This window comes from Haemophilus sp. oral taxon 851 str. F0397 (assembly GCF_000242295.1).
GTDB lineage: Bacteria > Pseudomonadota > Gammaproteobacteria > Enterobacterales > Pasteurellaceae > Haemophilus.
In genome coordinates, this window is the sequence record NZ_JH591079.1 from 1 (window position 1) to 25,253 (window position 25,253).

General features: G+C 38.2%; 17 protein-coding genes and 1 pseudogene. 11 read left to right on the forward strand and 7 right to left on the reverse strand.

All coding sequences use genetic code 11. The features are described from left to right. On the forward strand, positions 1-1,539 hold a 1,539-nt coding region (locus HMPREF9096_RS09410), incomplete at its 5' end, for a VENN motif pre-toxin domain-containing protein (RefSeq protein ID WP_009500464.1). Positions 1,540-1,939: 400 nt separating this feature from the next. On the opposite strand, the pseudogene purT reads toward HMPREF9096_RS09410, so the two are convergent. Then, positions 1,940-2,065 (reverse strand): annotated as a pseudogene (purT, locus tag HMPREF9096_RS04430) (phosphoribosylglycinamide formyltransferase 2); the annotation flags it as partial. A 378-nt stretch (positions 2,066-2,443) separates the two neighbouring features. Between purT and pntA the strand changes: the two are divergent. Both pntA and pntB read left to right on the forward strand, forming a co-directional pair. Continuing rightward, entirely contained in the window at positions 2,444-3,982 is a 1,539-nt protein-coding gene (pntA, locus tag HMPREF9096_RS04425) for a Re/Si-specific NAD(P)(+) transhydrogenase subunit alpha (protein WP_005631652.1), read from the forward strand. Positions 3,983-3,992: 10 nt separating this feature from the next. Then, the gene (gene pntB, locus HMPREF9096_RS04420) at positions 3,993-5,417 is read left to right on the forward strand and encodes a Re/Si-specific NAD(P)(+) transhydrogenase subunit beta (RefSeq protein ID WP_009500469.1); all 1,425 of its coding nucleotides are present in this window, start codon (positions 3,993-3,995) and stop codon (positions 5,415-5,417) included. 60 nt (positions 5,418-5,477) lie between these two features. Here the strand turns inward: pntB and HMPREF9096_RS04415 are convergent, their stop codons facing one another. Continuing rightward, the gene (locus tag HMPREF9096_RS04415) at positions 5,478-6,395 is read right to left on the reverse strand and encodes a LysR family transcriptional regulator (RefSeq protein WP_009500470.1); all 918 of its coding nucleotides are present in this window, start codon (positions 6,393-6,395) and stop codon (positions 5,478-5,480) included. Positions 6,396-6,490: 95 nt separating this feature from the next. Between HMPREF9096_RS04415 and topA the strand changes: the two genes are divergently transcribed. Then, positions 6,491-9,097 carry a type I DNA topoisomerase gene (topA, locus tag HMPREF9096_RS04410; RefSeq protein WP_009500471.1) on the forward strand — a complete coding sequence of 869 codons (2,607 nt, stop codon included), beginning with the start codon at positions 6,491-6,493 and terminating at the stop codon, positions 9,095-9,097. A gap of 73 nt (positions 9,098-9,170) precedes the next feature. Here topA and HMPREF9096_RS04405 read toward each other — a convergent pair whose 3' ends face one another. Continuing rightward, positions 9,171-9,755, reverse strand: a complete 585-nt coding sequence (locus HMPREF9096_RS04405; RefSeq protein WP_009500472.1) for an FMN-dependent NADH-azoreductase — start codon at positions 9,753-9,755, stop codon at positions 9,171-9,173. 284 nt (positions 9,756-10,039) lie between these two features. Here HMPREF9096_RS04405 and thrS point away from each other — a divergent pair, with 284 nt between their 5' ends. After that, entirely contained in the window at positions 10,040-11,971 is a 1,932-nt protein-coding gene (gene thrS / locus HMPREF9096_RS04400; protein WP_009500473.1) for a threonine--tRNA ligase, read from the forward strand. A gap of 178 nt (positions 11,972-12,149) precedes the next feature. Here the strand turns inward: thrS and HMPREF9096_RS04395 are convergent, their stop codons facing one another. The 3 genes from HMPREF9096_RS04395 to ttcA form a co-directional block, all read right to left on the reverse strand. Beyond that, complete coding sequence (locus HMPREF9096_RS04395) at positions 12,150-12,359, reverse strand: TOBE domain-containing protein (protein ID WP_005631673.1); 210 nt, start codon at positions 12,357-12,359, stop codon at positions 12,150-12,152. Between the two features lie 107 nt (positions 12,360-12,466). After that, positions 12,467-12,796 (reverse strand): TusE/DsrC/DsvC family sulfur relay protein, encoded by a 330-nt coding sequence (locus HMPREF9096_RS04390; protein WP_005634608.1) that lies wholly within the window; start codon positions 12,794-12,796, stop codon positions 12,467-12,469. A 1-nt stretch (position 12,797) separates the two neighbouring features. After that, a complete protein-coding gene (gene ttcA / locus HMPREF9096_RS04385; RefSeq protein ID WP_005634611.1) occupies positions 12,798-13,739 on the reverse strand; it encodes a tRNA 2-thiocytidine(32) synthetase TtcA in 942 nt (313 codons plus the stop codon). A 412-nt stretch (positions 13,740-14,151) separates the two neighbouring features. Between ttcA and HMPREF9096_RS04380 the strand changes: the two genes are divergently transcribed. Then, a complete protein-coding gene (locus tag HMPREF9096_RS04380) occupies positions 14,152-14,940 on the forward strand; it encodes an AraC family transcriptional regulator (RefSeq protein WP_253269211.1) in 789 nt (262 codons plus the stop codon). Here HMPREF9096_RS04380 and HMPREF9096_RS04375 read toward each other — a convergent pair. Continuing rightward, positions 14,937-15,494 carry a YbhB/YbcL family Raf kinase inhibitor-like protein gene (locus HMPREF9096_RS04375; protein WP_032803414.1) on the reverse strand — a complete coding sequence of 186 codons (558 nt, stop codon included), beginning with the start codon at positions 15,492-15,494 and terminating at the stop codon, positions 14,937-14,939. The genes HMPREF9096_RS04380 and HMPREF9096_RS04375 overlap by 4 nt on opposite strands. A gap of 368 nt (positions 15,495-15,862) precedes the next feature. Between HMPREF9096_RS04375 and mukF the strand changes: the two genes are divergently transcribed. The 5 genes from mukF (at position 15,863) to sbcB (ending at position 25,102) form a co-directional block, all read left to right on the forward strand. Continuing rightward, positions 15,863-17,197 carry a chromosome partition protein MukF gene (gene mukF / locus HMPREF9096_RS04370; RefSeq protein WP_009500481.1) on the forward strand — a complete coding sequence of 445 codons (1,335 nt, stop codon included), beginning with the start codon at positions 15,863-15,865 and terminating at the stop codon, positions 17,195-17,197. A gap of 259 nt (positions 17,198-17,456) precedes the next feature. Further along, complete coding sequence (mukE, locus tag HMPREF9096_RS04365; protein ID WP_009500482.1) at positions 17,457-18,191, forward strand: chromosome partition protein MukE; 735 nt, start codon at positions 17,457-17,459, stop codon at positions 18,189-18,191. After that, a complete protein-coding gene (mukB, locus tag HMPREF9096_RS04360) occupies positions 18,191-22,723 on the forward strand; it encodes a chromosome partition protein MukB (protein WP_009500483.1) in 4,533 nt (1,510 codons plus the stop codon). Before mukE ends, mukB begins: the two co-directional genes overlap by 1 nt. 69 nt (positions 22,724-22,792) lie before the next feature. Then, positions 22,793-23,668: a hypothetical protein gene (locus tag HMPREF9096_RS04355; RefSeq protein WP_009500484.1), complete on the forward strand. Its 876-nt coding sequence runs from the start codon at positions 22,793-22,795 to the stop codon at positions 23,666-23,668. Between the two features lie 12 nt (positions 23,669-23,680). Further along, positions 23,681-25,102, forward strand: coding sequence for an exodeoxyribonuclease I (sbcB, locus tag HMPREF9096_RS04350; protein WP_009500485.1), 1,422 nt, complete (start codon positions 23,681-23,683; stop codon positions 25,100-25,102). The last annotated feature ends 151 nt before the right edge of the window (positions 25,103-25,253 follow it).

Consider the following 25,253-nt stretch of genomic DNA (forward strand, 5'->3'; position numbering starts at 1 on the left):
AAAGAATGGGAAACGGGTGGAAGTCAACGTCTTGTCATTGATTCGGCATTAAATGTTATCAGCACCGCTTTAGCCGGCAGACCGGCAGCGGAAGTGGTGGCTTCAGGATTATCACCTGCAGTGAATAATCAAATTAAGAAAGCGACAACAGATGCAAAAGGTAATGTGAATACGGCTCTCAATTTGACTGCTCATGCACTTTGGGGCGCGGTAGAGGCTTATGCGGGCAATCGTAATGTTGCTGCGGGCGCGGCAGGTGCTGCGGGCGGAGAGGCGGCGGCTCATTTCCTTGCCTCGACTCTTTATGATAAATCACCTGAAAAGCTCAGCGAAGAAGAAAAACGTACGGTATCGTCTTTAAGCCAAGTAGCAGCAGGTATTGCTGGTGGTAGTTTATCAGATAGCTCTGATGGGGCGATTATTGCGGCTAAAACGGCGAAGAATGCGGTAGAGAATAATGAGCTCTCAATTCGTGATAACGAGCGCGTGGCTAAACTTGAAGAAAATCTTGATAAACGTGGTTATTTATACCCTGCTGAATTAGAAGAGGCTAAAAAATTACTCAACAAAAGTGATTTAGTGGATTTCTTACTAAGCAAGGCGCAGAAAAATAAAGGTAACCTACATCCTGAATTGAAAAAATATCTTGATACTTACCTTTCAGAAATAGCATGGGATATTGTGCATACTGAAGCAAGAAATGGTGTTCACATTACACATGAAGAAGCAATGAAACGCCTATATGACGTAGATTTATCAAAACAGATGAAGCCTCATTACCCATCATTGGTGAATGCGATAGAAAAAGATAAAGTTTTAAATGGTAACTGGTCAAGAAAGCTTGAGAAATCAAACTTAGAAGCTATCGCACTATTTGGCGGACCGGGCGCTGGCACAGCTTTAGTGAAAGGTGTAACCATGGTTGAGAATGTAGCGGTAAATGTAGTTAAAAATACTGCGATAAATGTAGGTGATAAAGCGTTTGTTGCTGCAGTCAAAGTAGAGAACAAGCTGAATAAGACGTTGCCAGTTGTAAATGATGCACTCAATAAAGCCTATGTAAATGGACAATTAACTTATGCGGATATTGTCGGAAAAGGTGTTAATGGTGCGAGAGAATATGTTCGTACTGGTGTGAAAAATATGGGGGAGCAAGGAACGAAAGTAGCTCTAACTAATGCCGTGGCAGCTGGAGGTATTAAAGCAGGTTTCGAGGCTAATGATTATGCTAATGGGAAGTCGTTAACAAGAGATAATTTATTGAAATCTACTAAAGAGGTTGGATATTCATTCTTTTCAGCTGGAGCAACTACAGGTATGCCAATACTTCCTGTTATTGGGCTTGGAGTGACTGTTGATTGGGCTAAAGATAGTGGGAACTATGATATTGTTAAAACAACAGGAAGCAATATCCTAAGCTCAGGGCTTGAAAATAAATTTGGACATTATACGGGCTTTCCTCTTATAAAAGAGGCAATGACAAATTCTTTTGAAAAATATTATGAACAATTGAAGGAGGCAAATAAACATGAGAAATGATTTTTTTCTTGTTTTGAAAATGTCATTGATATCAATTTTATTTATGTATGCATTAGCTTTATACAAGTTTAAGTTTGATTTTAGTAAGGTTAGTTTATTAGTGACATTAAAATGGTTTCCATTAATATTAGTTTTGCTTCTATTCTGTTTTTACTTGAGTAAAAATATGAAAAATAAATAATGATTATTCTTTATAAGTTTACTTTATAAAATTATGTTGTTTAAAACAATTAAACTTTACGATCTTAATTGTTTAATAATTAGCTATATTTTTAATTTTTGATTAAGAAAATTTAAAGTATCTAGATGTAAAGTGCGGTCAACTTTCAAAGAGTTTTAAAACCTCTCAAAAACTGACCGCACTTTTTGTATTTTTAATGATACTTATGTTAAGTAAATCTTATAGTTTTACATCCAACTTCACGTAAGCTCGTTCTACTTTTTTTAATGCTTTTTCTACGGAAATATCACGAGTGAGTAACACACCTAAACGGCGATGGCCATTGACTTCGCCTTTGCCGTACACAAAATATCATAATTAAAGATGACGCGGAGAAATTAAAACGTACAGGCAAAACGGTACAAGAATAGAGATTGCTGCGATTAAAACAGATATCACAACAGAGCTTGCACTAAGTCAAAGTGGTAAATTAGAGTCGTTTTAATGAAGAAGTGTTGGGTAACTATTCCGCTGGAGTGCGGTTAAATTTTTGAGATGTTTTTTATATGAGATTTTTCGTGATCCCTATCACAATATCTTGTAAAACCACTTAAAAACGTTACCTATTTTTATTCAATCAATGATACAGTTGTATCCGTTTGACTTTTTGTCATTTTAACGATGAATAGGCGAAGGTTTGTTCATTAATCTCATCAACCCAATCATCAATCAGAGGGAAACAGTATGTTAATTGGTGTACCTAGAGAGCTGCTTGAGAATGAGAGCCGTGTGGCGGCAACGCCGAAAACGGTTCAGCAAATATTGAAATTGGGCTTTGACGTGATCGTGGAACACGATGCAGGTTTTAAAGCTAGTTTTGAAGATCAAGCATTTTTAGAGGCAGGCGCGAAGATCGGTACGTCGGCTGAAATTTGGCAATCGGATATTATCTTCAAAGTAAATGCACCGACAGATGAAGAAATCGCTCAAATGAAGGAAGGCGCAACGCTTGTGAGCTTTATTTGGCGTATGCAAAATCCTGAGTTAATGAAAAAACTCACCGCGAAGAAAATTAATGTGTTAGCAATGGATGCGGTTCCTCGTATTTCTCGTGCACAAGCATTGGATGCGCTTTCTTCTATGGCGAATATTTCTGGTTATCGTGCTGTCATTGAAGCTGCTCATGAATTCGGTAGTTTCTTTACCGGGCAAATTACTGCTGCAGGTAAAGTTCCGCCAGCAAAAGTTTTGGTGATTGGTGCTGGTGTGGCTGGTTTAGCTGCAATTGGTGCAGCAAATAGCCTTGGGGCGATTGTTCGTGCTTTTGATTCTCGTCCTGAAGTGAAAGAGCAAGTTCAAAGTATGGGTGCAAGCTTCTTAGAAATTGATTTTAAAGAAGAAGGCGGCAGTGGTGATGGTTATGCGAAAGTGATGTCGGAAGAATTTAACCGTCGTGCGATGGAGCTTTACGCAGAACAAGCTAAAGAAGTCGATATTATTATTACTACGGCAGCCATTCCGGGTAAACCAGCGCCTCGTTTAATCACCAAAGAAATGGTGGATTCAATGAAACCAGGTTCGGTGATTGTGGATTTAGCCGCTGCAACTGGCGGTAACTGTGAATATACGCAAGCAGGGAAAGTTGTTACAACTGAAAACCAAGTGAAAGTGATTGGTTATACAGATTTCCCAAGCCGTTTACCAACGCAATCGTCTCAACTTTATGGCACAAACTTAGTCAATTTATTAAAACTTTTGTGCAAAGAGAAAGATGGCAATATCAATATTGATTTTGAAGATGTGGTTCTTCGTGGTGTAACCGTTGTTCGTGATGGGGAAGAAATTCCACCAGCACAAATTCAAGTGTCTGCACAACCAAAACAAGAAACCAAAGCTGCACCAGTGGCAGAGAAAAAAGAATCTAAACCAACAGATCCTCGTGTGAAATACGGTGTGATGGCTGGTGTTGGCGTGTTATTCCTTTGGTTAGCTTCTGTTGCTCCCGCTGCATTTTTATCACATTTCACCGTATTTGTTTTAGCTTGTGTGGTGGGTTATTACGTGGTTTGGAATGTTAGCCATGCGCTTCACACACCATTAATGGCAGTAACAAATGCAATTTCAGGCATTATTATTGTAGGCGCGTTATTACAAATTCGTCAGCCAACAGGCAATCTATTTATCGATGCGTTAGCTTTTGTGGCGATTTTGGTGGCAAGCATCAATATTTTTGGTGGTTTCCGTGTCACACAACGTATGTTAGCAATGTTTAGAAAAGGTTAAGGAGCGCACAATGTCTGAAGGTTTAGTACAGGCTGCGTATATTTTAGCAGCATTACTTTTCATTATGAGCTTGGCAGGACTTTCTAAACATGAAACTGCTAAAGCGGGTTGTTGGTTCGGTATTGTTGGTATGACAATTGCCCTTATCGCAACCATTTTTGGACCTCATTCTGAAGGAACATTTTGGATCATTATTGCAATGATCATCGGTGGTGCAATCGGTGTTCAACGTGCATTAAAAGTAGAAATGACTGAAATGCCAGAACTTGTGGCGATTCTTCACAGTTTCGTCGGTTTAGCGGCTGTACTCGTAGGCTTTAATAGCTATGGTTTACACCATGAGGCGTTAATGCCAGAAGGATTAGATGCAGCAGCACAAGCGGCATTCGCAGCAGAACAAGCAGTATTAACGAATATTCATAATGTTGAAGTATTTTTAGGTATTTTTATCGGCGCAGTAACTTTCACTGGTTCGGTTGTTGCATTTGGTAAATTAAGTGGAAAAATTAATTCAAAAGCATTAATGTTGCCGCATCGCCATAAATTAAATTTAGCTGCACTTGTGGTATCTGCATTATTGATGGTTGCATTCTTGAATAATCCAGAAAGCATTTTCCCTGTGTTATTAATGACAGCGATTGCGCTTGCATTTGGATGGCACTTAGTGGCATCAATCGGTGGGGCAGATATGCCAGTTGTGGTATCAATGCTTAACTCATATTCTGGTTGGGCAGCGGCAGCAGCAGGTTTTATGTTGAATAATGATTTACTCATTGTAACAGGTGCGCTTGTTGGTTCTTCTGGTGCAATTCTTTCTTACATTATGTGTAAAGCAATGAACCGTTCATTTGTGAGTGTAATTGCGGGTGGCTTTGGTAACGATGTTCAAGTTTCTTCAAGCGAAGAACAAGGCGAGCACCGTGAAACTACAGCGGAAGAAGTGGCTGAATTATTGAAAAATGCAAGTTCTGTCATTATCACGCCGGGATATGGTATGGCTGTTGCACAAGCACAATATCCAGTCGCTGATATTACGGCAAAATTGCGTGAACGTGGTGTGAACGTTCGTTTTGGTATTCATCCCGTTGCAGGGCGTTTACCAGGACACATGAACGTGCTTTTAGCCGAAGCAAAAGTGCCTTACGATGTTGTACTTGAAATGGATGAAATCAACGATGATTTCTCCGATACTGATGTGGTATTGGTTATCGGTGCGAACGATACGGTAAACCCAGCTGCGATGGAAGATCCAAATAGCCCAATCGCGGGAATGCCTGTGTTGGAAGTATGGAAAGCACAAAATGTGATTGTGTTCAAACGTTCAATGGCTGTGGGTTACGCAGGTGTACAAAACCCATTATTCTTCAAAGAGAATACGCAAATGCTCTTTGGGGATGCAAAAGATCGTGTTGAAGATATCTTAAAAGCACTATAAAAATACACCTAAAAATAACCGCACTTGGGGTTGCCTAAGTGCGGTATTTTTTTATGGTGTTTAGTGACTATCTTCAGGATTTTCCAAAATTTCTGAACACAAGCCCAATCCAGATAAAAATTCAATAAATGCCCGTACTTTTATTGGTAAATGTCTTCTGTTTGGATAGACCACATGAATTTCTAATTTTTGTTGTTTATATTCCGGTAAGACTTCAATCAGTTCACCTTTTTCGAGAGATTGACCAATAATAAATCTTGGTAAATTCACAATGCCTAGTCCTGCTTTTGCCATTTCTAATAAGGCTAAACCACTATTGCTCACCACCTTTGATTGGATTTTGAAACGTTGTGTTTGATTTATGCGTGAGCCAACCCAATTTACTTGGTTCATTGCATTTTTATAAAGTAAGCCATTGTGATGTTCTAAATCATCAGGCGTTTGTGGAATACCATTCGCCTCAAGATAGCTTTGTGAGGCTGCAAAATGGAGTGTAGTGGTGCTGATTTTGCGTGATACAAGAGAACTGTCCGCCATATAGCCGATACGTAATGCAAGATCATAGCCTTCTGCTACAAGGTCAATTTTTTTGTCATTAAACTCAATTTCAACATGCAGATTGGGATGTTCAGCAATAAATAGCGGTAAATTCGGTACGATAAAAAGCAAACCAAAATCACGAGGAACAGAAATGAGTAAATTTCCTTGTAATGAACTGGTAAGGTGGGTGATGCTAGAATCAGCCTCATCTAAATCAAGCAAAATTCCTTGGCAGCGTTGGTAATACATCACCCCCGCCTCAGTAGGCATAATTTTTCTGGTGGTACGTTGTAACAATCGTGTTTTTAAATGTTCTTCTAACTGTGAAACTAATTTGCTAGCCATTGCTACAGAAATATTTTGTTGCTTTGCTGCCAATGTAAAACTTTGGGTTTCAATGACTTTGCAGAAAATAGAAATCGCATTGAGTTTATCCATTTATAGACCTTTTTTGAAAAAATGCTTGATTTTGCCTACATAACTTTGCACTATACCCCCAATTTTACAAAATTCTAGTGATATTAGGTAATCAAATGAGTAAATCCTTGGTGATTGTGGAGTCGCCGGCAAAAGCAAAGACCATCAATAAATATTTAGGTAGCCAATATGTGGTGAAATCGAGTGTTGGACATATTCGTGATTTGCCGACGGTTGGTTCTAGTACAGGTGAAAAAGCTAAACCAATTTCAACCAAAGGTATGGATGCCGAAGAAAAAGCAAAAATTAAGGCAGAGAAGGAACGTAACGCCTTAGTTAAACGTATGGGGATTGATCCTTATCACGATTGGAAAGCAAATTATCAGATTTTGCCTGGTAAAGAAAAAGTGGTTTCCGAATTAAAATCGCTTGCTAAAAAAGCAGAGCATATTTATCTAGCAACCGACTTGGATAGAGAAGGGGAAGCGATTGCATGGCATTTACGTGAGGTGATTGGTGGCAATAATGAGCGCTTTAGCCGTGTAGTGTTTAACGAAATCACTAAAAATGCCATTAAACAGGCTTTTGAAAAGCCTGAACAATTAAATATGGATCGTGTTAATGCCCAACAAACTCGTCGTTTTTTAGATAGAGTAGTGGGTTTTATGGTGTCGCCATTACTTTGGAAAAAAGTCGCGCGCGGGCTTTCTGCTGGTCGAGTTCAATCGGTTGCGGTTAAACTCTTAGTAGAACGCGAGCGTGAAATTAAAGCGTTCCAGCCTGAAGAATATTGGGAAGTTGCCGTCCTTACGAATAATCAGAATAAACAAACTATACGCTTGGATGTCACGAATTATAAAGGCAAGAAATTTGATCCAAAAAATCAAAAAAAAGCACAAAGTGCGGTAGATTTTCTGAATGTTTCAGATTACGTTGTCACAGATTTGGAAACTAAGCCAACCAGTTCTCGCCCTAGAGCGCCATTTATTACATCAACGCTTCAACAAACTGCAAGTACTCGCTTGGGATTTGGCGTTAAAAAAACAATGATGTTAGCCCAACGTTTATATGAAGCGGGTTACATTACTTATATGCGTACGGATTCAACCAATTTGAGTCAAGATGCGCTTAATATGGCACGTAGCTATATTGAAAATCATTTTGGTGCACAATATTTACCAGAAAAACCAAATTTCTATTCTAGTAAAGAAAATGCGCAAGAGGCGCATGAGGCTATTCGTCCATCAGACATTCGAGCATTGCCTGAATCTTTAGAGGGCATGGAAAAAGATGCAGTACGCCTTTATGATTTAATTTGGCGTCAATTCTTAGCATGTCAAATGCCGCCAGCGCAATATGATAGTAGTACATTGACTGTGTCAGCTGGTGATTATACCTTGAAAGCAAAAGGCAGAATTTTACGTTTTGATGGTTGGACAAAAGTATTGCCACAGATAGGTAAGAATCCTGAAGATCAAGAATTGCCTTTAGTTACTGTTTCAGAAAAACTTGCTTTAAAAGAAGTGCAACCAACTCAACACTTTACTAAACCACCTGCTCGTTTTACTGAAGCGGCTTTAGTAAAAGAATTGGAAAAACGTGGTATTGGCCGACCTTCCACTTATGCGGCAATTATTTCTACTATCCAAGAACGTGGCTATGTTCGTACTGAAAATCGTCGTTTCTATGCAGAAAAGATGGGTGAAATTGTGACCGATCGCCTCAATGAGTCTTTTGGTGAATTAATGAATTACGATTTCACCGCGAATATGGAAGATACTTTAGATAAAATTGCCTCTGGTTCGGTGAATTGGAAAACTGAATTGAATCAATTCTTCAAGGATTTTTCTAGCCAGCTTTCTAAAGCTGAATTGGATGAACTTGAAGGCGGTATGCGCCCAAATAGCCTTGTAGAAACCGATATTAAATGCCCAACCTGTGGCAGAAATATGGCAATTCGTACGGCAAGTACGGGGGTATTTTTGGGATGTACAGGCTATGCATTACCACCAAAAGAGCGGTGTAAAACGACGATTAATTTAATTCCTGAAGCGGAATTATTGAACGTTTTAGATGAATCTTCAGAAACCAAAGCATTAATGGATCGTAAACGTTGTACAAAATGTGGAACGGCAATGGACAGCTATGTAATCGATGCCCATCGTAAGATCCATATTTGCGGTAATAATCCAAATTGTGATGGATATTTAATTGAAGAAGGCTCATTCAAAATTAAAGGTTATGATGGACCTGTTGTTGAGTGTGATAAATGCGGTGCAGATATGCATTTAAAACTTGGTCGTTTTGGCAAGTATATGGGATGTACAAATTGTGATAATACGCGCAAAATTTTGAAAAATGGCGAAGTCGCCCCACCGAAAGAAGAGCCAGTACATTTCCCGGAGTTAAAATGCGAAAAATCTGATGCATATTTTGTATTGCGTGACGGTGCGAGTGGTGTATTTATGTCCGCGCATAACTTCCCGAAATCACGCGAAACACGCCCAGTTAAAATCGCTGAACTTGTGCAATATCGCGAGCGTTTACCTGAAAAATTAGCTTATTTAGCCGATGCACCACAAAAAGACCCAGAAGGGAATGAAGCGATTGTTCGTTTTAGTCGTAAAGAGAAGAAACAATATGTGACTTCTGAAAAAGATGGAAAAGCAACTAAATGGATTGTTGATTTCACCAATGGAAAATGGGTTGAACGGAAAAAATAAGAAGAAAAGTGCGGTAAAATTACCGCACTTTTTTTGTAATAAATCTTCTTATGTTTTGTATGTTATCTGAGGATTAAAGGGCGGCTACAATTTCATTAATTTTATTTTTTGCAGACGCTTGGGCTTTTTCAATTGCTTCTGGTCCGAATCCAATGCCTTGTGCATAAACAAATTGCACATCTGTGATACCGATAAAACCTAAAATTGATTTCATATATTGTGTCACTAGATTTTCTTCATCATACAACCCACCAAATGCACATAACACAATCGCTTTTTTACCTTTTAATAACCCTTCCGGTCCATTTGCCGTATATTGGAAAGTGACACGTGGACGTGCGATAAAATCAAAATAAGTTTTTAATTGTGTTGGGATGCCAAGATTATACATTGGTGCACCAATAACCAGAGTCTCTGCATTTTTTAATTCGGAGACTAATTCATCGGAAAGTGCAAGAAGTTGTTTTTCTTTATCGTTTTTAGGTTCTCCACGTACAGCTGTTGCTGCTGTGGCATCAAAATATGGAAGCGCTTGTTGAGATAAATCGCGTACGATAATGTTATTACCTTGTAATTTTTCGACAGCATAATCAACTAATTGATTAGTCTGAGAGTTATTTCCTGAAATGCTAGATTTTAATACTAATACGTTTCTCATTTTTATTCCTTAACTGGGTATTTAAAAATGCGATTATTCTAGCCTTTATTTTTAGGATATAAAGCCCCTAGTCAGAAAAACATTATTTCCTTTCTGTAAAATATGTGCATTTATTTAACAATACCTTAAGAAAGTGATAGAATTCGCCACGCATTTTTTGCCTAATTTCGCTTGTTCAATGGTAGGAATGAAGCCAAGTAGGGCAAAAGCGCGGTTAATTTTTATAGAATTTTAAACGAACACGTCACCTTTCGTATGGGTGACCACTGTATAAGGAAAAAACAATGCCAATTATTACTTTACCTGACGGTTCCCAACGTCAATTCGATCATCCTGTTTCTGTTCTTGAAGTCGCACAAGATATTGGTGCAGGTCTTGCTAAAGCCACTATCGCAGGCCGTGTAAATGGTGAGCGTCGCGATGCGTGCGATGTTATCGACCAAGATGCAACACTTGAAATCATTACTGCTAAAGATGAAGATGGCTTAGAAATTATTCGCCACTCATGCGCACACTTGTTTGGTCATGCCATTAAACAATTATTTCCAGATGTAAAAATGGCAATCGGTCCAACCATTGAAAACGGCTTCTATTATGATGTGGATTTAGATCGCTCTTTAACTCAAGACGATATTGATGCGATTGAAAAACGTATGTTGGAATTGGCAAAAACCAATTATGACGTCGTGAAAAAACGTGTTACTTGGCAAGAAGCGCGTGATACCTTTGAAAAACGCGGCGAGCCATACAAAATGGCAATTTTAGATGAAAATATTGAACGTACTGCAACACCTGCCTTATATCATCACTTAGAATATATTGATATGTGCCGTGGCCCACACGTGCCAAATATGCGTTTCTGTCAGCATTTCAAATTACAAAAAGTCGCTGGTGCGTACTGGCGTGGCGACAGTAAAAATAAAATGTTACAACGTATCTATGGTACGGCTTGGGCGGATAAAAAACAACTTGCTGAATACTTAACACGCTTAGAAGAAGCGGCAAAACGTGACCACCGTAAAATTGGTAAAGCATTAGATTTATATCATATGCAAGAAGAAGCTCCGGGTATGGTATTCTGGCACAATGATGGCTGGACAATTTTCCGTGAACTTGAAACTTTTGTGCGTACTAAATTAAAACAATACGATTATCAAGAAGTAAAAGGTCCGTTCATGATGGACCGCGTGTTGTGGGAAAAAACAGGTCACTGGCAAAATTACGCAGATTTAATGTTCACGACTCAATCTGAAAACCGTGAATATGCAATCAAACCGATGAACTGTCCAGGACACGTTCAAATTTTTAATCAAGGTTTAAAATCTTACCGTGATTTACCAATCCGTATGGCGGAATTTGGTTCTTGCCATCGTAATGAGCCATCGGGTTCTTTACACGGTTTAATGCGTGTTCGTGGCTTTACTCAAGATGATGCACACATTTTCTGTACTGAAGATCAAATTGAGAGCGAAGTAACTAGCTGTATCAAAATGGTGTACGACATTTATAGCACCTTTGGTTTCACTAATATTGCAGTAAAACTTTCTACTCGCCCTGAGAATCGTATCGGTTCAGATGAAATGTGGGATCGTGCGGAAGCAGGTCTTGCTGCTGCATTAGCGCACAACGGTCTTGAATATGAAATTCAAGAAGGTGAAGGCGCATTCTATGGTCCTAAAATTGAATTTGCATTACGTGATAGCATTGGCCGTGAATGGCAATGTGGTACCGTTCAATTAGACTTCGCGTTACCAGGTCGTTTAGATGCAACTTATGTGGCAGAAGACAATAGCCGTAAAACTCCTGTCATGATTCATCGTGCGATTTTAGGTTCTATTGAGCGTTTCATTGGTATCATTACTGAAGAATATGCTGGTTTCTTCCCTGCGTGGTTAGCTCCAACTCAAGCGGTTGTAATGAATATCACTGATAGCCAAGCTGATTATGTACAGAAAGTAGCAAAACAGCTTTCCGATGTAGGTTTACGAGTCAAAACTGATTTACGTAACGAAAAAGTGGGCTTCAAAATCCGCGAACATACTTTACGTCGCGTGCCTTATATGCTTGTTTGCGGTGATAAAGAAATCGCAGAAGGCAAAGTGGCCGTACGTACCCGTAAAGGTGCTGATTTAGGTACATTTACTGTGGAAGAATTTGCGGAAATCTTGAAAAATCAAGTAAGAAGCCGTGAATTAAAGTTATTGAATGAAGAGTAATACTTTTCGAAAATAACCAATATAATTTGCTGTTTAAACAGTGAGTTCAATTTAACGGTGATCGTTTAAGCGATTGCCGTTATTTTTTTATCTCAAAATGTGTTGATTGGAAAAATAAGGTATAAAAAACCGCACTTTTAAAAGTGCGGTTATATTCAGTTCTGTTTTATGGAATAAATTATTCTACACCAACCATTACAGAAGTTGCTTTGATGATTGCGTACGCTTCTTTACCAACTTCTAAGTTTAATTCTTTAACTGCTGCTAAAGACACAGTAGAAGAAAGCACGTTACCGCCACCGATATCGATGTGAACGATTGCATTTACTGAACCGTTTTCGATTGAAACAACTTTACCTTTTAATTGGTTTCTTGCACTAATTTTCATAACATTTCCTTGTTAGTTAGGGTTTAAAAGAGCCTATATATTATCTTACAAAAAGACAGTCGTAAATAAACCTAGAGTTTAAAATTCTCAAAAAATTGACCGCACTTTTATAAGCATTTTGCAGGTTTCGGCAAGCCTGCTAATTTTGTGGCTTGTTTTGCTGGGCCTTCAGGAAATAAGCGTTGCAAATAACGGCTGTTACCTTTATCCGCACCAAGCTTTTCAGCCATGGCTTTTACCAACATACGGATGGCAGGGGAGGTGTTATATTCTTGATAAAAGTCTCGCACAAAATAAATCACTTCCCAATGGGCATCTGTTAATTCAATACTTTCTAACTGCGCAATAGCGCGAGCGACATCTTCGTTCCATTGTTGACTATTAAGCAAATAACCATCTTTATCAGTTTCAACTTCAATTCCATTGATATTCAACATATTAATTTACTTCTTTAAAGTTAATCATTTCGTTGTTTGAAAAATCGGTTTGATCTTCATCCTCAAATTGCATTGGCGTAATTCGTTCTTCATCAAATGCGGTATCGCCTTCAATGCCATCAATTAGTTGCCCATGCTTGATTCCTTTGAAATCAAATAATTTCGGATCACACATATGTGACAATGTAATGTTTTGCATCGCACTGAACATGGTTTCTAAGCGTCCTGGATATTGGCGATCCCAAGTATTGAGCATTTCTTTCACCACTTGGCGTTGAAGATTGGGTTGTGAGCCACATAGGTTACAAGGAATAATCGGAAATTCTTTCGCGATGGCATATTTCTCAATATCTTTTTCTTTGCAGTAAGCAAGCGGACGAATCACAATTTGTTTGCCATCGTCAGAAATTAATTTAGGTGGCATTGATTTCATTTTGCCGCCATAAAACATATTTAAAAATAGCGTCGCTAACATATCGTCTCGGTGGTGTCCTAAAGCGATTTTGGTTGCACCAAGTTCTGTGGCGGTACGATATAAAATTCCACGGCGTAGGCGAGAGCAGAGTGAACAAGTGGTTTTTCCTTCTGGAATTTTTTCTTTTACAATTCCGTAAGTATTTTCTTGTACGATTTTGTAATCTACGCCAATGCTTTCTAAATATTCAGGCAATACGTGTTCTGGAAACCCTGGTTGTTTTTGATCAAGGTTTACTGCAACAATATCAAATTTAATCGGCGCACTTTGCTGTAAATTCAACAAAATATCGAGAAGCGTATAACTGTCTTTTCCTCCGGACAAACACACCATGACTTTATCGCCATCTTCGATCATTCCAAAATCTGCAATAGCGTTGCCTACGTTACGGCGAAGACGTTTTTGTAATTTATTGAAATTATAAGTTTGTTTTTTTTCTTGTTGGGCTAACTGGGTTAATTCGCTCATTTTGTTATCTTTAGTTATTCATGAAAGGCGCACATTATACGTGAAAAATCAGAGCAAGATCGTATTTTCCTAAAATTTAGAAGTAATATGTTCTTAAACTGTAGAAGATTAGATCTGAGCTGACAATAATGGCATTTTAATCATAGTGACATAAAATCTAGAATTTCCATTTTAAAATAATAAGTTAAGGGTTGAGTACTAGTTATCTAGTACAATACTAAACTATAAACTAGTTAGATTCTCTGTAATTTTCTACTTCTATTTGATTACATAACTGAACGATAATTTTATCTGTATAGGTAGCAGATTATTCTAAATGCTCCTTCATTTAGAAATTGGGAGAGTGTTTAGCATAATCTAGAATACCCATAAAAAATTACTTAAAATGACCGCACTTTTACAAGGAATTTTTATGCCCATTCGTCCTAATTTTGCTGAAAAAAGTACTGTTATACAACAACATAAATTGAAACTAGATAAATCTTATTTTACGCAACCTACCGTTATTTGGGTTCGGCGTGGTCGGAAAATTTTACGTTGGATAAATGGAGAGAAAATTATCCAAGCTGGTGAAATGGTAATGTTGGCAGGAAATCAACGCTTTGATGTGATTAATGAACCTGATGAACTAGGTGTATATCAAGCGGATTGGTTATCTATTGATAATGCAGTGGTTGAGAGATTTTTTGGGCTGCTTTCGGAACCAAAACCCTTTGAAAGCCTGTTTCACTTGCCTGCACATCCTTTTATACAGCAAGCTTTTTCGATTGTTTCAAAAGCACTTTCCAGTGATGAAATTCCTGATCGTATTGTGGAAATTCGCTTGTGGGAATTGCTAGCTTGGTTGTCGGAACAGGGTGGTGTATTTAATCCATTTTCTACACCTTCCTTAAAGTGTCAAATTAGTAAGAAAATTTCAGAAAATTTTGAGTATCACTGGAAAATTGGAGACATTGCAAAATTGTTAAATACCAGTGAAGCTACATTGCGCCGTCATCTTGCTGCAGAAAAAACATCGTTTCGGGAAGTATTAACTACAATTCGAATGATGCGAGCGTTGAATTTGTTACAACTTACTCAACGCCCAATTTCACAAATCGCCTATGAAGTTGGCTATGAAAGTCATTCACGTTTTTCCGTGAAATTTAAACAACATTTTGGTTGTTCTCCGTTAGAGGTTCGGCAATCGAGCGCTGTTTAACGACTATGTTCCACAATAATAGAAGCTTCGGCAAGGGCATTAGCTTTAGTAAAATAACCGACTACAGCAGGCATTGTATCTGCCGTCACATTTGGCAAGGTTTCTACACTTACTGCTGTGACTTTAATTTCGTAACGATGTTTTTGTCCTTCGGGTGGACAAGCTCCGCCAAAGCCTGGCACGCCAAAATCAGTGCGGGTTTGCAGCGCACCTTGTGGTAAATTAGTACCATCAGCTTTAATGCCTTCAGGAAGAGAGGTCGTATTTGCAGGAATATTTGCAACGACCCAATGCATCCAGCCAATGCCTGTTGGCGCATCTTTATCATAGATCGTCACCACAAAACTTTTTGTCCCTTTCGGAGCATTCTCCCAAGAAATCGCTGGTGACAGATTTCCTCCATTGCAACCAAAACCATAATCGGCACTTAACAAGTTTTTAGCGTGAAATCCGTGTTTAGGTAAATCTGGCACATTAATGCTAAAAACTGATGAGTTGGCACAAGACGTACCAGCAATAAGCGAACAAAATACTGTTGAGATCATTTTTTTCATGATTTTTCCTTTTTTGATATACATGAGGTATCAGTATAGGAAATCTTATTAACTAAAATTGTGCAAAAACGCTCAAATGTTTTTTATTTCTGATATGGTTTGCAAATTTTCGGAAAATTAACTTCTTTCTTTTATTTTACTAACTACCACTTTCACAGCAGAAATCTCCTGAAATTAATTATCTAAAGTATTATATTTTTAGAAACCTATAAATATCTTTATTTTTTAATAAAATAGGTAATATTTGTGTTTCTCCTGCGTTAGAAATAGGAAAAGTGCGGTCAATTCAAAAGAAGATTTTTAAGATCCGCAAAAAATCCTGTATAATCTTTCCAATTTTTTGTTCAATTTTAACGCTTTGCAATTCAATGATTGAAACATCCCAAACTATTCCAGAACTCGTCTCTTGGGCAAAAGATCGCGAGTTTTCTTTGAATTTACCTACCGAGCGCTTGGTTTTCCTGCTGGCGATTGCAATTTATAACAACGAACGTTTAGACGGCGAAATGTTAGAAGCCGATCTTGTGGATATTTTCCGCCACACGATGAACGCTTTTGAGCAATCCACGGATGCCATTGCAACACGAGCGAATAATGCAATTAATGAATTAGTGAAACAACGTTTGTTAAACCGTTTTAGTAGCGAATTTACTGAAGGTTTGGCGATTTATCGTTTAACACCATTAGGTGTTGGCGTGTCTGATTATTACATTCGTCAGCGTGAATTTTCCGCATTGCGTCTTTCAGTGCAACTTTCCATTGTGGCAGATGAAATTCAACGCGCTTCTGATTCTGCAGAAGAAGGCGTGGAGAATAATGAAAGTGAACATTATTGGCGTCGTAATGTGTTTGCGCCATTAAAATATTCCGTTGCAGAGATTTTTGATAGCATCGATCTTTCACAACGCATTATGGATGAAAACCAGCAAAGTATTAAAGATGAAATTGCAGAGCTTCTTACTAAAGATTGGCAAGCGGCAATTTTAAGCTGTGAACGTTTATTAGATGAAACATCTGGGAATTTGCGCGAATTACAAGATACGCTAAATGCCGCAGGGGATAAACTTCAAGCACAATTATTGCGTATTCAAGATTGTGTGATCGGACGAGATGATTTGTATTTTATTGATCAATTAATTACCGATTTACAATCAAAACTTGACCGAATTATTAGCTGGGGACAACAAGCCATAGACTTATGGATTGGTTATGACCGCCATGTGCATAAATTTATTCGTACAGCCATTGATATGGATAAAAATCGCGTGTTCTCACAACGTTTACGTAATTCTATTCATCATTATTTTGATCATCCTTGGTTCTTATGGACCGCGCAAGCTGAGCGTTTAGTTGATCTGCGCGATGAAGAAATGGTGTTGCGTGAAGATGATGCTTTAGGTGAATTACCAGAAGAATTGCAATACGAATCCCTTTCTGATTTACATGATCAAATTGTAGAGCATATGCAAGGCTTACTGATTGCTTATCGTGAAAATAACCGTCCGATTGATTTGAGTTTAGTGTTAAAAGAACAACTGGAAAATTATCCACTTTCTCGTCATTTTGATGTGGCTCGAATCATTGTTGATCAAGCTGTGCGCCTTGGTATGGCGAATGATGATTTATCGGGTATTTATCCAGATTGGCAAGCAATTAATGAACGTGGCGCAGAAGTACAAGCGCATGTGATTGATAAGTATTGATTTTAAGATAATTTAAAAGCTAATTTCGACGGAATTACTTCTGTTAGATCTCCCTAATCTCTCTTTGCTAAATGGGGGAATAATAATGAAATAATCGATATTGAGATTATTTCATGGTGTTAGAAAATGCTGAAGGAATCAGCAAGAATTGATTTGCTAAAGAATATCCCCCTCTTTAGCAAAGAGGGGCTAGAGGAGATTTGGCAATAATGATTAACGAAGAAAGTAACTGAATAAAGTTTTAATAGAGAAATAACCTATGACAGACAACCTTCAAGATGTAATTTCCCCAAAACTCGCTGTGGCGATTGCAAATCCAATATTTCCAGCGGTAGATAGTCTATTGCGCTCAGGTCGCCATATCAGCACGGAGCATTTAGATAATCACGCATTTTTAATGGATTTCCAAAATGAATTAGACGGATTTTATCGTCGCTATAACGTGGAACTAATTCGTGCTCCAGAAGGATTTTTCTATCTTCGTCCGAAAGCAACGACATTAATTGCGCGTTCAGTGCTTTCTGAGTTGGAAATGCTTGTTGGTAAAGTGCTTTGTTATCTTTATTTAAGCCCAGAACGTTTGGCTCAACAAGGCATTTTTAGCACGCAAGAAGTGTATGATGAATTATTAAATCTTGCCGATGAAGGAAAATTATTAAAAGCAGTTAATCAGCGTTCAAGTGGTTCTGACTTAGATAAACAAAAATTGGCAGAAAAAGTACGGGCTGCAATTGGTCGTTTACGTCGTTTAGGTATGATTCAAACTGTTGGCGAACAAAATAGTGGGAAATTTACGATTTCTGAATCGGTATTTCGTTTTGGTGCGGAAGTACGTAGCGGAGATGATCCATTAGAGACCCAAGCTCGACTCATTCGTGATGGGGAAGCGGCAACACCAGAATCCTTAGCGTTGGAAAAACAAGCACAATTAGAGGAAAACGATACGGAAAGTGCGGATGAAATTGACGAAGAATTTGACGGAGAACAAGAATAATGTCTGATGTTTTTGAATTAGAAAATGAAATCGAATTAGAGAGCGATGAAGTCATTATGGAAAATGAAAACGTCGAAGAAATCGTTGAAACGCCAATGCCTTTTAGCATGACTGCAAACAATGGTGTAGAGCGTGGTAAATTCCGTTCTTTAACCTTAATTAACTGGAATGGTTTTTTTGCCCGTACTTTCGATTTAGATGAATTAGTTACCACACTTTCTGGTGGTAACGGTGCGGGTAAATCAACCACAATGGCTGGATTTGTGACAGCATTAATTCCAGATTTAACCCTTTTACATTTTCGTAATACCACTGAAGCAGGCTCTACAGGCGGTTCTCGCGATAAAGGTTTACATGGTAAATTGCGTCCGGGTGTTTGTTACGCGGTATTAGATACCATTAACTCACGTCATCAACGTATTCTTGTTGGTGTGCGTCTGCAACAAATTGCCGGTCGTGATAAAAAGGTTGATTTAAAAACGTTCTCAATTCAGGGTGTTGAATTATCTCAAAATCCGACCGCACTTTTCACTGAAACAGTGGGCGAACGTCAAGCACGCGTACTCAATTTAAACGAACTTAAAGATAAAATTGAAAATATTGGTGCGCAATTTAAACAATATCATTCCATCACCGATTATCACGGCATGATGTTCGATTTAGGTATTATTCCTAAACGTTTACGTTCAGCATCAGACCGCAGCAAATTCTATAAACTTATCGAAGCGTCTTTATACGGTGGTATTTCCAGTGCGATCACACGTTCTTTACGTGACTATTTATTGCCAGAAAATTTAGGCGTACGCAAAGCTTTCCAAGATATGGAAAGTGCATTGCGTGAGAACCGTATGACTTTAGAGGCGATTAAGGTCACGCAATCAGATCGCGATTTATTCAAACATTTAATTACTGAAACCACCAACTATGTTGCTTCAGATTATATGCGCAATGCGAATGAACGCCGTGGCAATATTGAAGCTGCATTAGAATCTCGTCGCGAGTGGTATAAAGCAAAAGCAGAGCAGAATTTATCTCAACATCGTTTAGTTGATTTAAGTCGAGAAGCGGCTGAATTGGCAGAAAATGAACGTACTTTAGAAGTTGATCACCAAAGTGCGGTTGATCATCTTAACTTAGTGCTAAATGCTTTGCGTCATCAAGAAAAAATCACGCGTTATCAAGAAGATATTGCAGAACTCACCGAGCGTTTAGAAGAACAAAAAATGGTGGTTGAAGATGCGAATGATGCGTTAGAAGAAAGCCAAGCCCAATTTGAGCAAACTGAAATTGAAATTGATGCGGTGCGAGCCCAATTAGCAGACTATCAACAAGCACTAGATGCCCAACAAACTCGCGCACTTCAATATCAACAAGCCATTACAGCTCTTGAAAAAGCGAAAACATTATGCGGTTTAGCGGATTTAAGTGTTAAAAATGTGGAAGATTATCACGCAGAGTTTGAAGCACATGCTGAAAGTTTGACAGAAACCGTACTTGAGCTTGAGCACAAAATGTCTATTTCTGAAGCAGCGAAATCTCAGTTCGATAAAGCGTATCAATTGGTATGCAAAATTGCAGGTGAAATGCCTCGTTCTGCAGCCTGGGAAAGTGCCAAAGAATTGTTACGTGAATATCCAAGCCAAAAATTGCAGGCACAACAAACGCCACAACTTCGCACAAAATTACATGAACTTGAGCAACGTTACGCACAACAACAAAGTGCGGTCAAATTACTTAATGATTTTAATCAACGTGCTAATTTAAGTTTACAAACGGCAGAAGAATTAGAGGATTATCACGCAGAGCAAGAAGCGTTAATTGAAGATATTTCTGCTGAACTTTCAGAACAAGTGGAAAATCGTTCTACACTTCGTCAAAAACGTGAAAATTTAACCGCACTTTATGATGAAAATGCGCGTAAAGCACCGGCATGGCTGACAGCTCAAGCTGCATTAGAACGTTTAGAGCAACAAAGTGGCGAGACGTTTGAACATAGCCAAGATGTGATGAACTTTATGCAATCACAACTTGTGAAAGAGCGTGAACTCACAATGCAGCGTGATCAACTTGAACAAAAACGTTTGCAATTAGACGAACAAATTTCTCGTTTAAGTCAGCCAGATGGTTCAGAAGATCCACGTTTAAATATGTTGGCAGAACGTTTTAGTGGTGTACTGCTTTCAGAGCTTTACGATGATGTAACCATTGAAGATGCGCCTTATTTCTCCGCACTTTATGGGCCTGCACGTCATGCTATTGTTGTGCGTGATCTCAATGCCGTGCGTGAACAACTTGCGCAATTAGAAGATTGCCCAGACGATTTGTATTTAATTGAGGGTGATCCTACCGCATTTGACGACAGCGTATTATCCGCACAAGAACTTGAGCTAGGTGTTGTAGTGCAAGTTTCAGATCGTGAATTACGCTATTCAAGATTCCCTGAAATCCCGTTATTTGGGCGTGCCGCACGTGAAAAACGTTTAGAAGAATTACAAATTGAACGTGATGAAGTGGCAGAACAACATGCACAAATTGCGTTTGATGTACAAAAATGCCAACGTTTACACGAACATTTCAGCCAATTTGTTGGGTTGCATTTGGCACTTGCGTTCCAGCCAAATCCAGAAGAGTTAATGTCTGAAATTAATCGCGAACGTAATGAAATTGATCGTGAATTAAACCAATTTAATAGCGGCGAACAACAATTACGCATTCAATTAGATAATGCAAAAGAAAAACTGCAATTACTTAATAAGTTAATTCCACAACTCAATGTGTTGGCCGATGAGGATTTAATTGATCGTATTGAAGAATGTCGTGAACAATTAGATATTGCAGAGCAAGATGAATATTTTATTCGTCAATATGGTGTAACGTTGTCACAATTAGAGCCGATTGCAAATAGTTTACAAAGTGATCCAGAAAATTACGAAGGCTTAAAAAATGAATTAACTCAAGCGATTGAACGTCAAAAACAAGTTCAACAACGCGTATTTGCGTTAGCTGATGTTGTACAACGTAAACCGCATTTTGGTTATGAAGATGCAGGGCAGGCTGAAACTTCTGAACTCAATGAAAAACTTCGCCAACGTTTAGAACAAATGCAGGCTCAGCGAGATACGCAACGTGAGCAAGTTCGTCAAAAACAAAGTCAATTTGCTGAATATAATCGCGTATTGATTCAGTTACAAAGCTCTTACGATAGTAAATATCAACTCTTAAATGAATTGATTGGTGAAATTAGCGATCTTGGCGTGAGAGCTGATGATAGCGCCGAAGAACGTGCACGTATCCGTCGTGATGAATTACATCAACAGCTTTCAACAAGCCGTCAGCGCCGTTCTTATGTAGAAAAACAACTGACATTAATTGAAAGTGAAGCGGACAACTTAAATCGTCTTATTCGTAAAACCGAACGTGATTATAAAACTCAACGTGAATTAGTTGTAGCAGCGAAAGTGAGTTGGTGTGTGGTTTTACGCTTATCCCGCAACTCTGATATGGAAAAACGCCTCAATCGCCGAGAGCTCGCTTATTTATCTGCAGATGAGTTACGTTCAATGTCGGATAAAGCATTAGGTGCGTTGCGTACAGCAGTGGCAGATAATGAATATCTACGTGATAGCCTAAGAGTGTCGGAAGATAGTCGCAAACCTGAAAATAAAGTGCGGTTCTTTATTGCGGTGTATCAGCATCTACGTGAACGTATTCGCCAAGACATTATTAAAACGGATGACCCAATTGATGCCATTGAACAAATGGAAATTGAACTTTCTCGTTTAACAGCTGAATTAACTGGCCGTGAGAAAAAATTGGCAATCAGTTCTGAAAGTGTTGCAAATATTATGCGTAAAACGATTCAGCGCGAACAAAATCGTATTCGTATGCTCAACCAAGGTTTACAAAACATTGCGTTTGGTCAGGTGAAATCTGTTCGTTTAGTAGTAAATATTCGTGATACCCATGCTATGTTATTGGATGCGCTTTCTGGTCAGCAAGATGAATATCAAGATTTATTCAACGATAACCGTATCACCTTCTCTGAAGCCATGGCGAAGCTTTATCAACGCATCAATCCACATATTGATATGGGACAACGCACAGCGCAAACAATTGGTGAAGAATTGTTAGATTACCGTAATTATCTTGAGCTTGAAGTAGAAGTATTCCGGGGTGCTGATGGTTGGTTACGTGCTGAAAGTGGCGCACTTTCTACTGGTGAAGCTATCGGTACAGGTATGTCAATTCTCTTAATGGTTGTTCAAAGCTGGGAAGAAGAAAGTCGTCGAATTCGTGGTAAAGATATTGTGCCTTGTCGCTTATTGTTCTTAGATGAAGCAGCACGTTTAGACGGTAAATCTATTTCTACCTTGTTTGAGCTTTGCGAACGTTTGGATATGCAGTTGCTTATTGCGGCGCCAGAAAACATTAGCCCGGAAAAAGGTACAACTTATAAACTCGTGCGTAAAATCGCAGGTAACCAAGAGCACGTACATGTTGTTGGTTTACGCGGATTCGGTGCGACAGAATAAAAAATAGAAGGGAAGTGCGGTTAAAATTTTAAGATTTTTGACCGCACTTTAATTATATAAGGAATTTAAATGTACAATCTTATTCTTGCTATTCTTTGCAGCGTAGCGGTTTCAGTTTTGCTTAAAATAGCCCGTAAAAAAAATATCATTATTGAACAAGCTATCGCATTCAACTACATTACAGCCATCACTTTCAGTTATTTCTTACTCAAACCTGATTTTAAAGGTTTAGAATTTACTGATTACATTGTACAAAGCGAAAATTCACCCATTTTTTTAGCGCTAGGTTTATTGCTACCTAGCGTGTTTATTATTATGTCAAAAGCGGTGGAGTTTGCTGGAATTGTGCGTTCAGATGCGGCACAACGTCTTTCGTTGTTTCTTCCTATTTTATCGGCGTTTTTAATTTTTCATGAAACACTAAGCCAATCTAAAATCACTGGTATTGTATTAGCATTTATAGGTTTATTTTGTTTATTAACTAAGCCAAATCAAGGGCAAAGTGCGGTGAATTTTAAAGGTGTTTTAGGATTGATCGGCGTATGGTTTGGGTATGGCATTATTGATATTCTATTCAAACAAGTGGCGAAAAGCGGCGGTGCATTTCCTGCAACATTGTTTATTTCTTTCTCGCTTGCAGCTTGCGTTATGTTTATCTATTTATTCTTAAAACGTGCCCAATGGACAGCATCAAGTGTAATTGGCGGCATCGTTTTAGGTGTATTGAATTTCTTTAATATTTTATTCTACATAAAAGCCCATCAAAGTTTTGCTGGAAATCCAACGCTTGTTTTCGCAGGAATGAACATTGGCGTAATTTGCTTAGGTACGATAACTGGCGCATTAGCTTTTAAAGAAAAAATCAGTAAGCTAAATTGGTCTGGTATTATTTTTAGTTTATCAGCTATTTTCTGCCTATATTATTTAGATAAAATTATCGCGTAAAAGAGAGTAGTCATGGCAAAAGATTTCAGCTTTTTTATTTACGATTATGAAAGTTTTGGTGTAAATCCAGCAACAGATCGTCCTGCGCAATTTGCGGGTATTCGTACAGATGCTGATTTTAATATCATTGGTGAACCAATAATGTTTTATTGTAAACAAACCAACGATTATTTACCGGCTCCTGAAGCGGTAATGGTAACAGGAATTACACCACAAGAATGTAATGAAAAGGGGCTTTCCGAGCCTGAATTTGCCGCAAACATCTTAGCAGAATTTTCCCAACCCAATACTTGTGTCATGGGCTATAACAATATTCGCTACGATGATGAAATGACGCGTTATACGTTTTATCGTAATTTTATTGATCCTTATGAATACAGCTGGAAAAACGGGAATTCACGCTGGGATTTGTTAGATTTAGTGCGAGCCTGTTATGCCTTGCGTCCAGAAGGGATAAATTGGGCTTATGACGATGATGGAATGCCAAGTTTCCGATTAGAAAAACTCACTAAAGCAAATGCTATTGCGCATGAAAATGCTCACGATGCAATGGCGGATGTATATGCAACTATTGCTATGGCAAAATTAATTAAAGAAAAACAGCCTAAATTATTTCAATATTTCTTTGAAAACCGAGGTAAAAAAGAAATCGAAAAGCTGGTTGATACAGGCGCAATGTCGCCTTTAGTGCATGTTTCTGGCATGTTAGGAAATTATCGTGGAAATTGCACTTGGGTTGCACCTTTAGCTTGGCATCCTACAAATCAAAATGCACTCATTGTTTGTGATTTAACTGGCGATATCGATAATTTATTAGCTAAAAGTGCGGATGAATTGCGGGCAGATTTATATACAAAAAAATTGGAATTAGAAGAAAGGGGAGTTTCATCTGTTCCATTAAAGCTTGTGCATATCAATAAATGTCCTATTTTAGCGCCAGCCAAAACCTTGTTACCAGAAACAGCAAATCGCTTGGGGATAGATCGACAATTATGCTTGGATAATCTTGCAAAATTACGAGCATCTTTTGATATTCGTGCAAAAGTGGCAGATATTTTTAATGAAGAACGTCAATTTGAATCGAATGATAATGTAGAAACTGAGCTGTACAATGGCTTTTTCAGCAATGCTGATAAAAATAATATGTCTATTTTACGTAGTTTACCTGCAGAAAAATTAGCTGAACATGGTTTAGCTTTTGAAGATAAACGTATCCCTGAATTATTATTCCATTATCGCGCTCGTCATTTTTATAAAACCCTCACACGCGCTGAACAAATTAAATGGCAAAAATACCGACAGAATAAACTTGAAAAAAGTGCGGTAGATTTTGAATCAAGTTTACAACGTTTAGCTGAGGAACATTCAGATAACCCTGAAAAACTATCTTTGCTACAACAAGTATATGAATATGGTATAAAACTACTAGGTTAACTGATACGTTGTCACATTTTTTTAGAAGAGCACGTTTTAATAAAACGTGCTTTTTTGTTGTTTTTTTCTGGGAATAATTATCCAAAAAATCATCCAGATTTTACGTAGCGCAATCACATAGATTTAGCTTATTTCACCTTTACATTATCTT

Coding starts and splice junctions, on each gene's coding strand:
- pntA (WP_005631652.1), top strand. CDS start 2,444: ATGTTAATTGGTGTACCTAGAGAGCTGCTTGAGAATGAGAGCCGTGTG.
- pntB (WP_009500469.1), top strand. CDS start 3,993: ATGTCTGAAGGTTTAGTACAGGCTGCGTATATTTTAGCAGCATTACTT.
- HMPREF9096_RS04415 (WP_009500470.1), bottom strand. CDS start 6,395: ATGGATAAACTCAATGCGATTTCTATTTTCTGCAAAGTCATTGAAACC.
- topA (WP_009500471.1), top strand. CDS start 6,491: ATGAGTAAATCCTTGGTGATTGTGGAGTCGCCGGCAAAAGCAAAGACC.
- HMPREF9096_RS04405 (WP_009500472.1), bottom strand. CDS start 9,755: ATGAGAAACGTATTAGTATTAAAATCTAGCATTTCAGGAAATAACTCT.
- thrS (WP_009500473.1), top strand. CDS start 10,040: ATGCCAATTATTACTTTACCTGACGGTTCCCAACGTCAATTCGATCAT.
- HMPREF9096_RS04395 (WP_005631673.1), bottom strand. CDS start 12,359: ATGAAAATTAGTGCAAGAAACCAATTAAAAGGTAAAGTTGTTTCAATC.
- HMPREF9096_RS04390 (WP_005634608.1), bottom strand. CDS start 12,796: ATGTTGAATATCAATGGAATTGAAGTTGAAACTGATAAAGATGGTTAT.
- ttcA (WP_005634611.1), bottom strand. CDS start 13,739: ATGAGCGAATTAACCCAGTTAGCCCAACAAGAAAAAAAACAAACTTAT.
- HMPREF9096_RS04380 (WP_253269211.1), top strand. CDS start 14,152: ATGCCCATTCGTCCTAATTTTGCTGAAAAAAGTACTGTTATACAACAA.
- HMPREF9096_RS04375 (WP_032803414.1), bottom strand. CDS start 15,494: ATGAAAAAAATGATCTCAACAGTATTTTGTTCGCTTATTGCTGGTACG.
- mukF (WP_009500481.1), top strand. CDS start 15,863: ATGATTGAAACATCCCAAACTATTCCAGAACTCGTCTCTTGGGCAAAA.
- mukE (WP_009500482.1), top strand. CDS start 17,457: ATGACAGACAACCTTCAAGATGTAATTTCCCCAAAACTCGCTGTGGCG.
- mukB (WP_009500483.1), top strand. CDS start 18,191: ATGTCTGATGTTTTTGAATTAGAAAATGAAATCGAATTAGAGAGCGAT.
- HMPREF9096_RS04355 (WP_009500484.1), top strand. CDS start 22,793: ATGTACAATCTTATTCTTGCTATTCTTTGCAGCGTAGCGGTTTCAGTT.
- sbcB (WP_009500485.1), top strand. CDS start 23,681: ATGGCAAAAGATTTCAGCTTTTTTATTTACGATTATGAAAGTTTTGGT.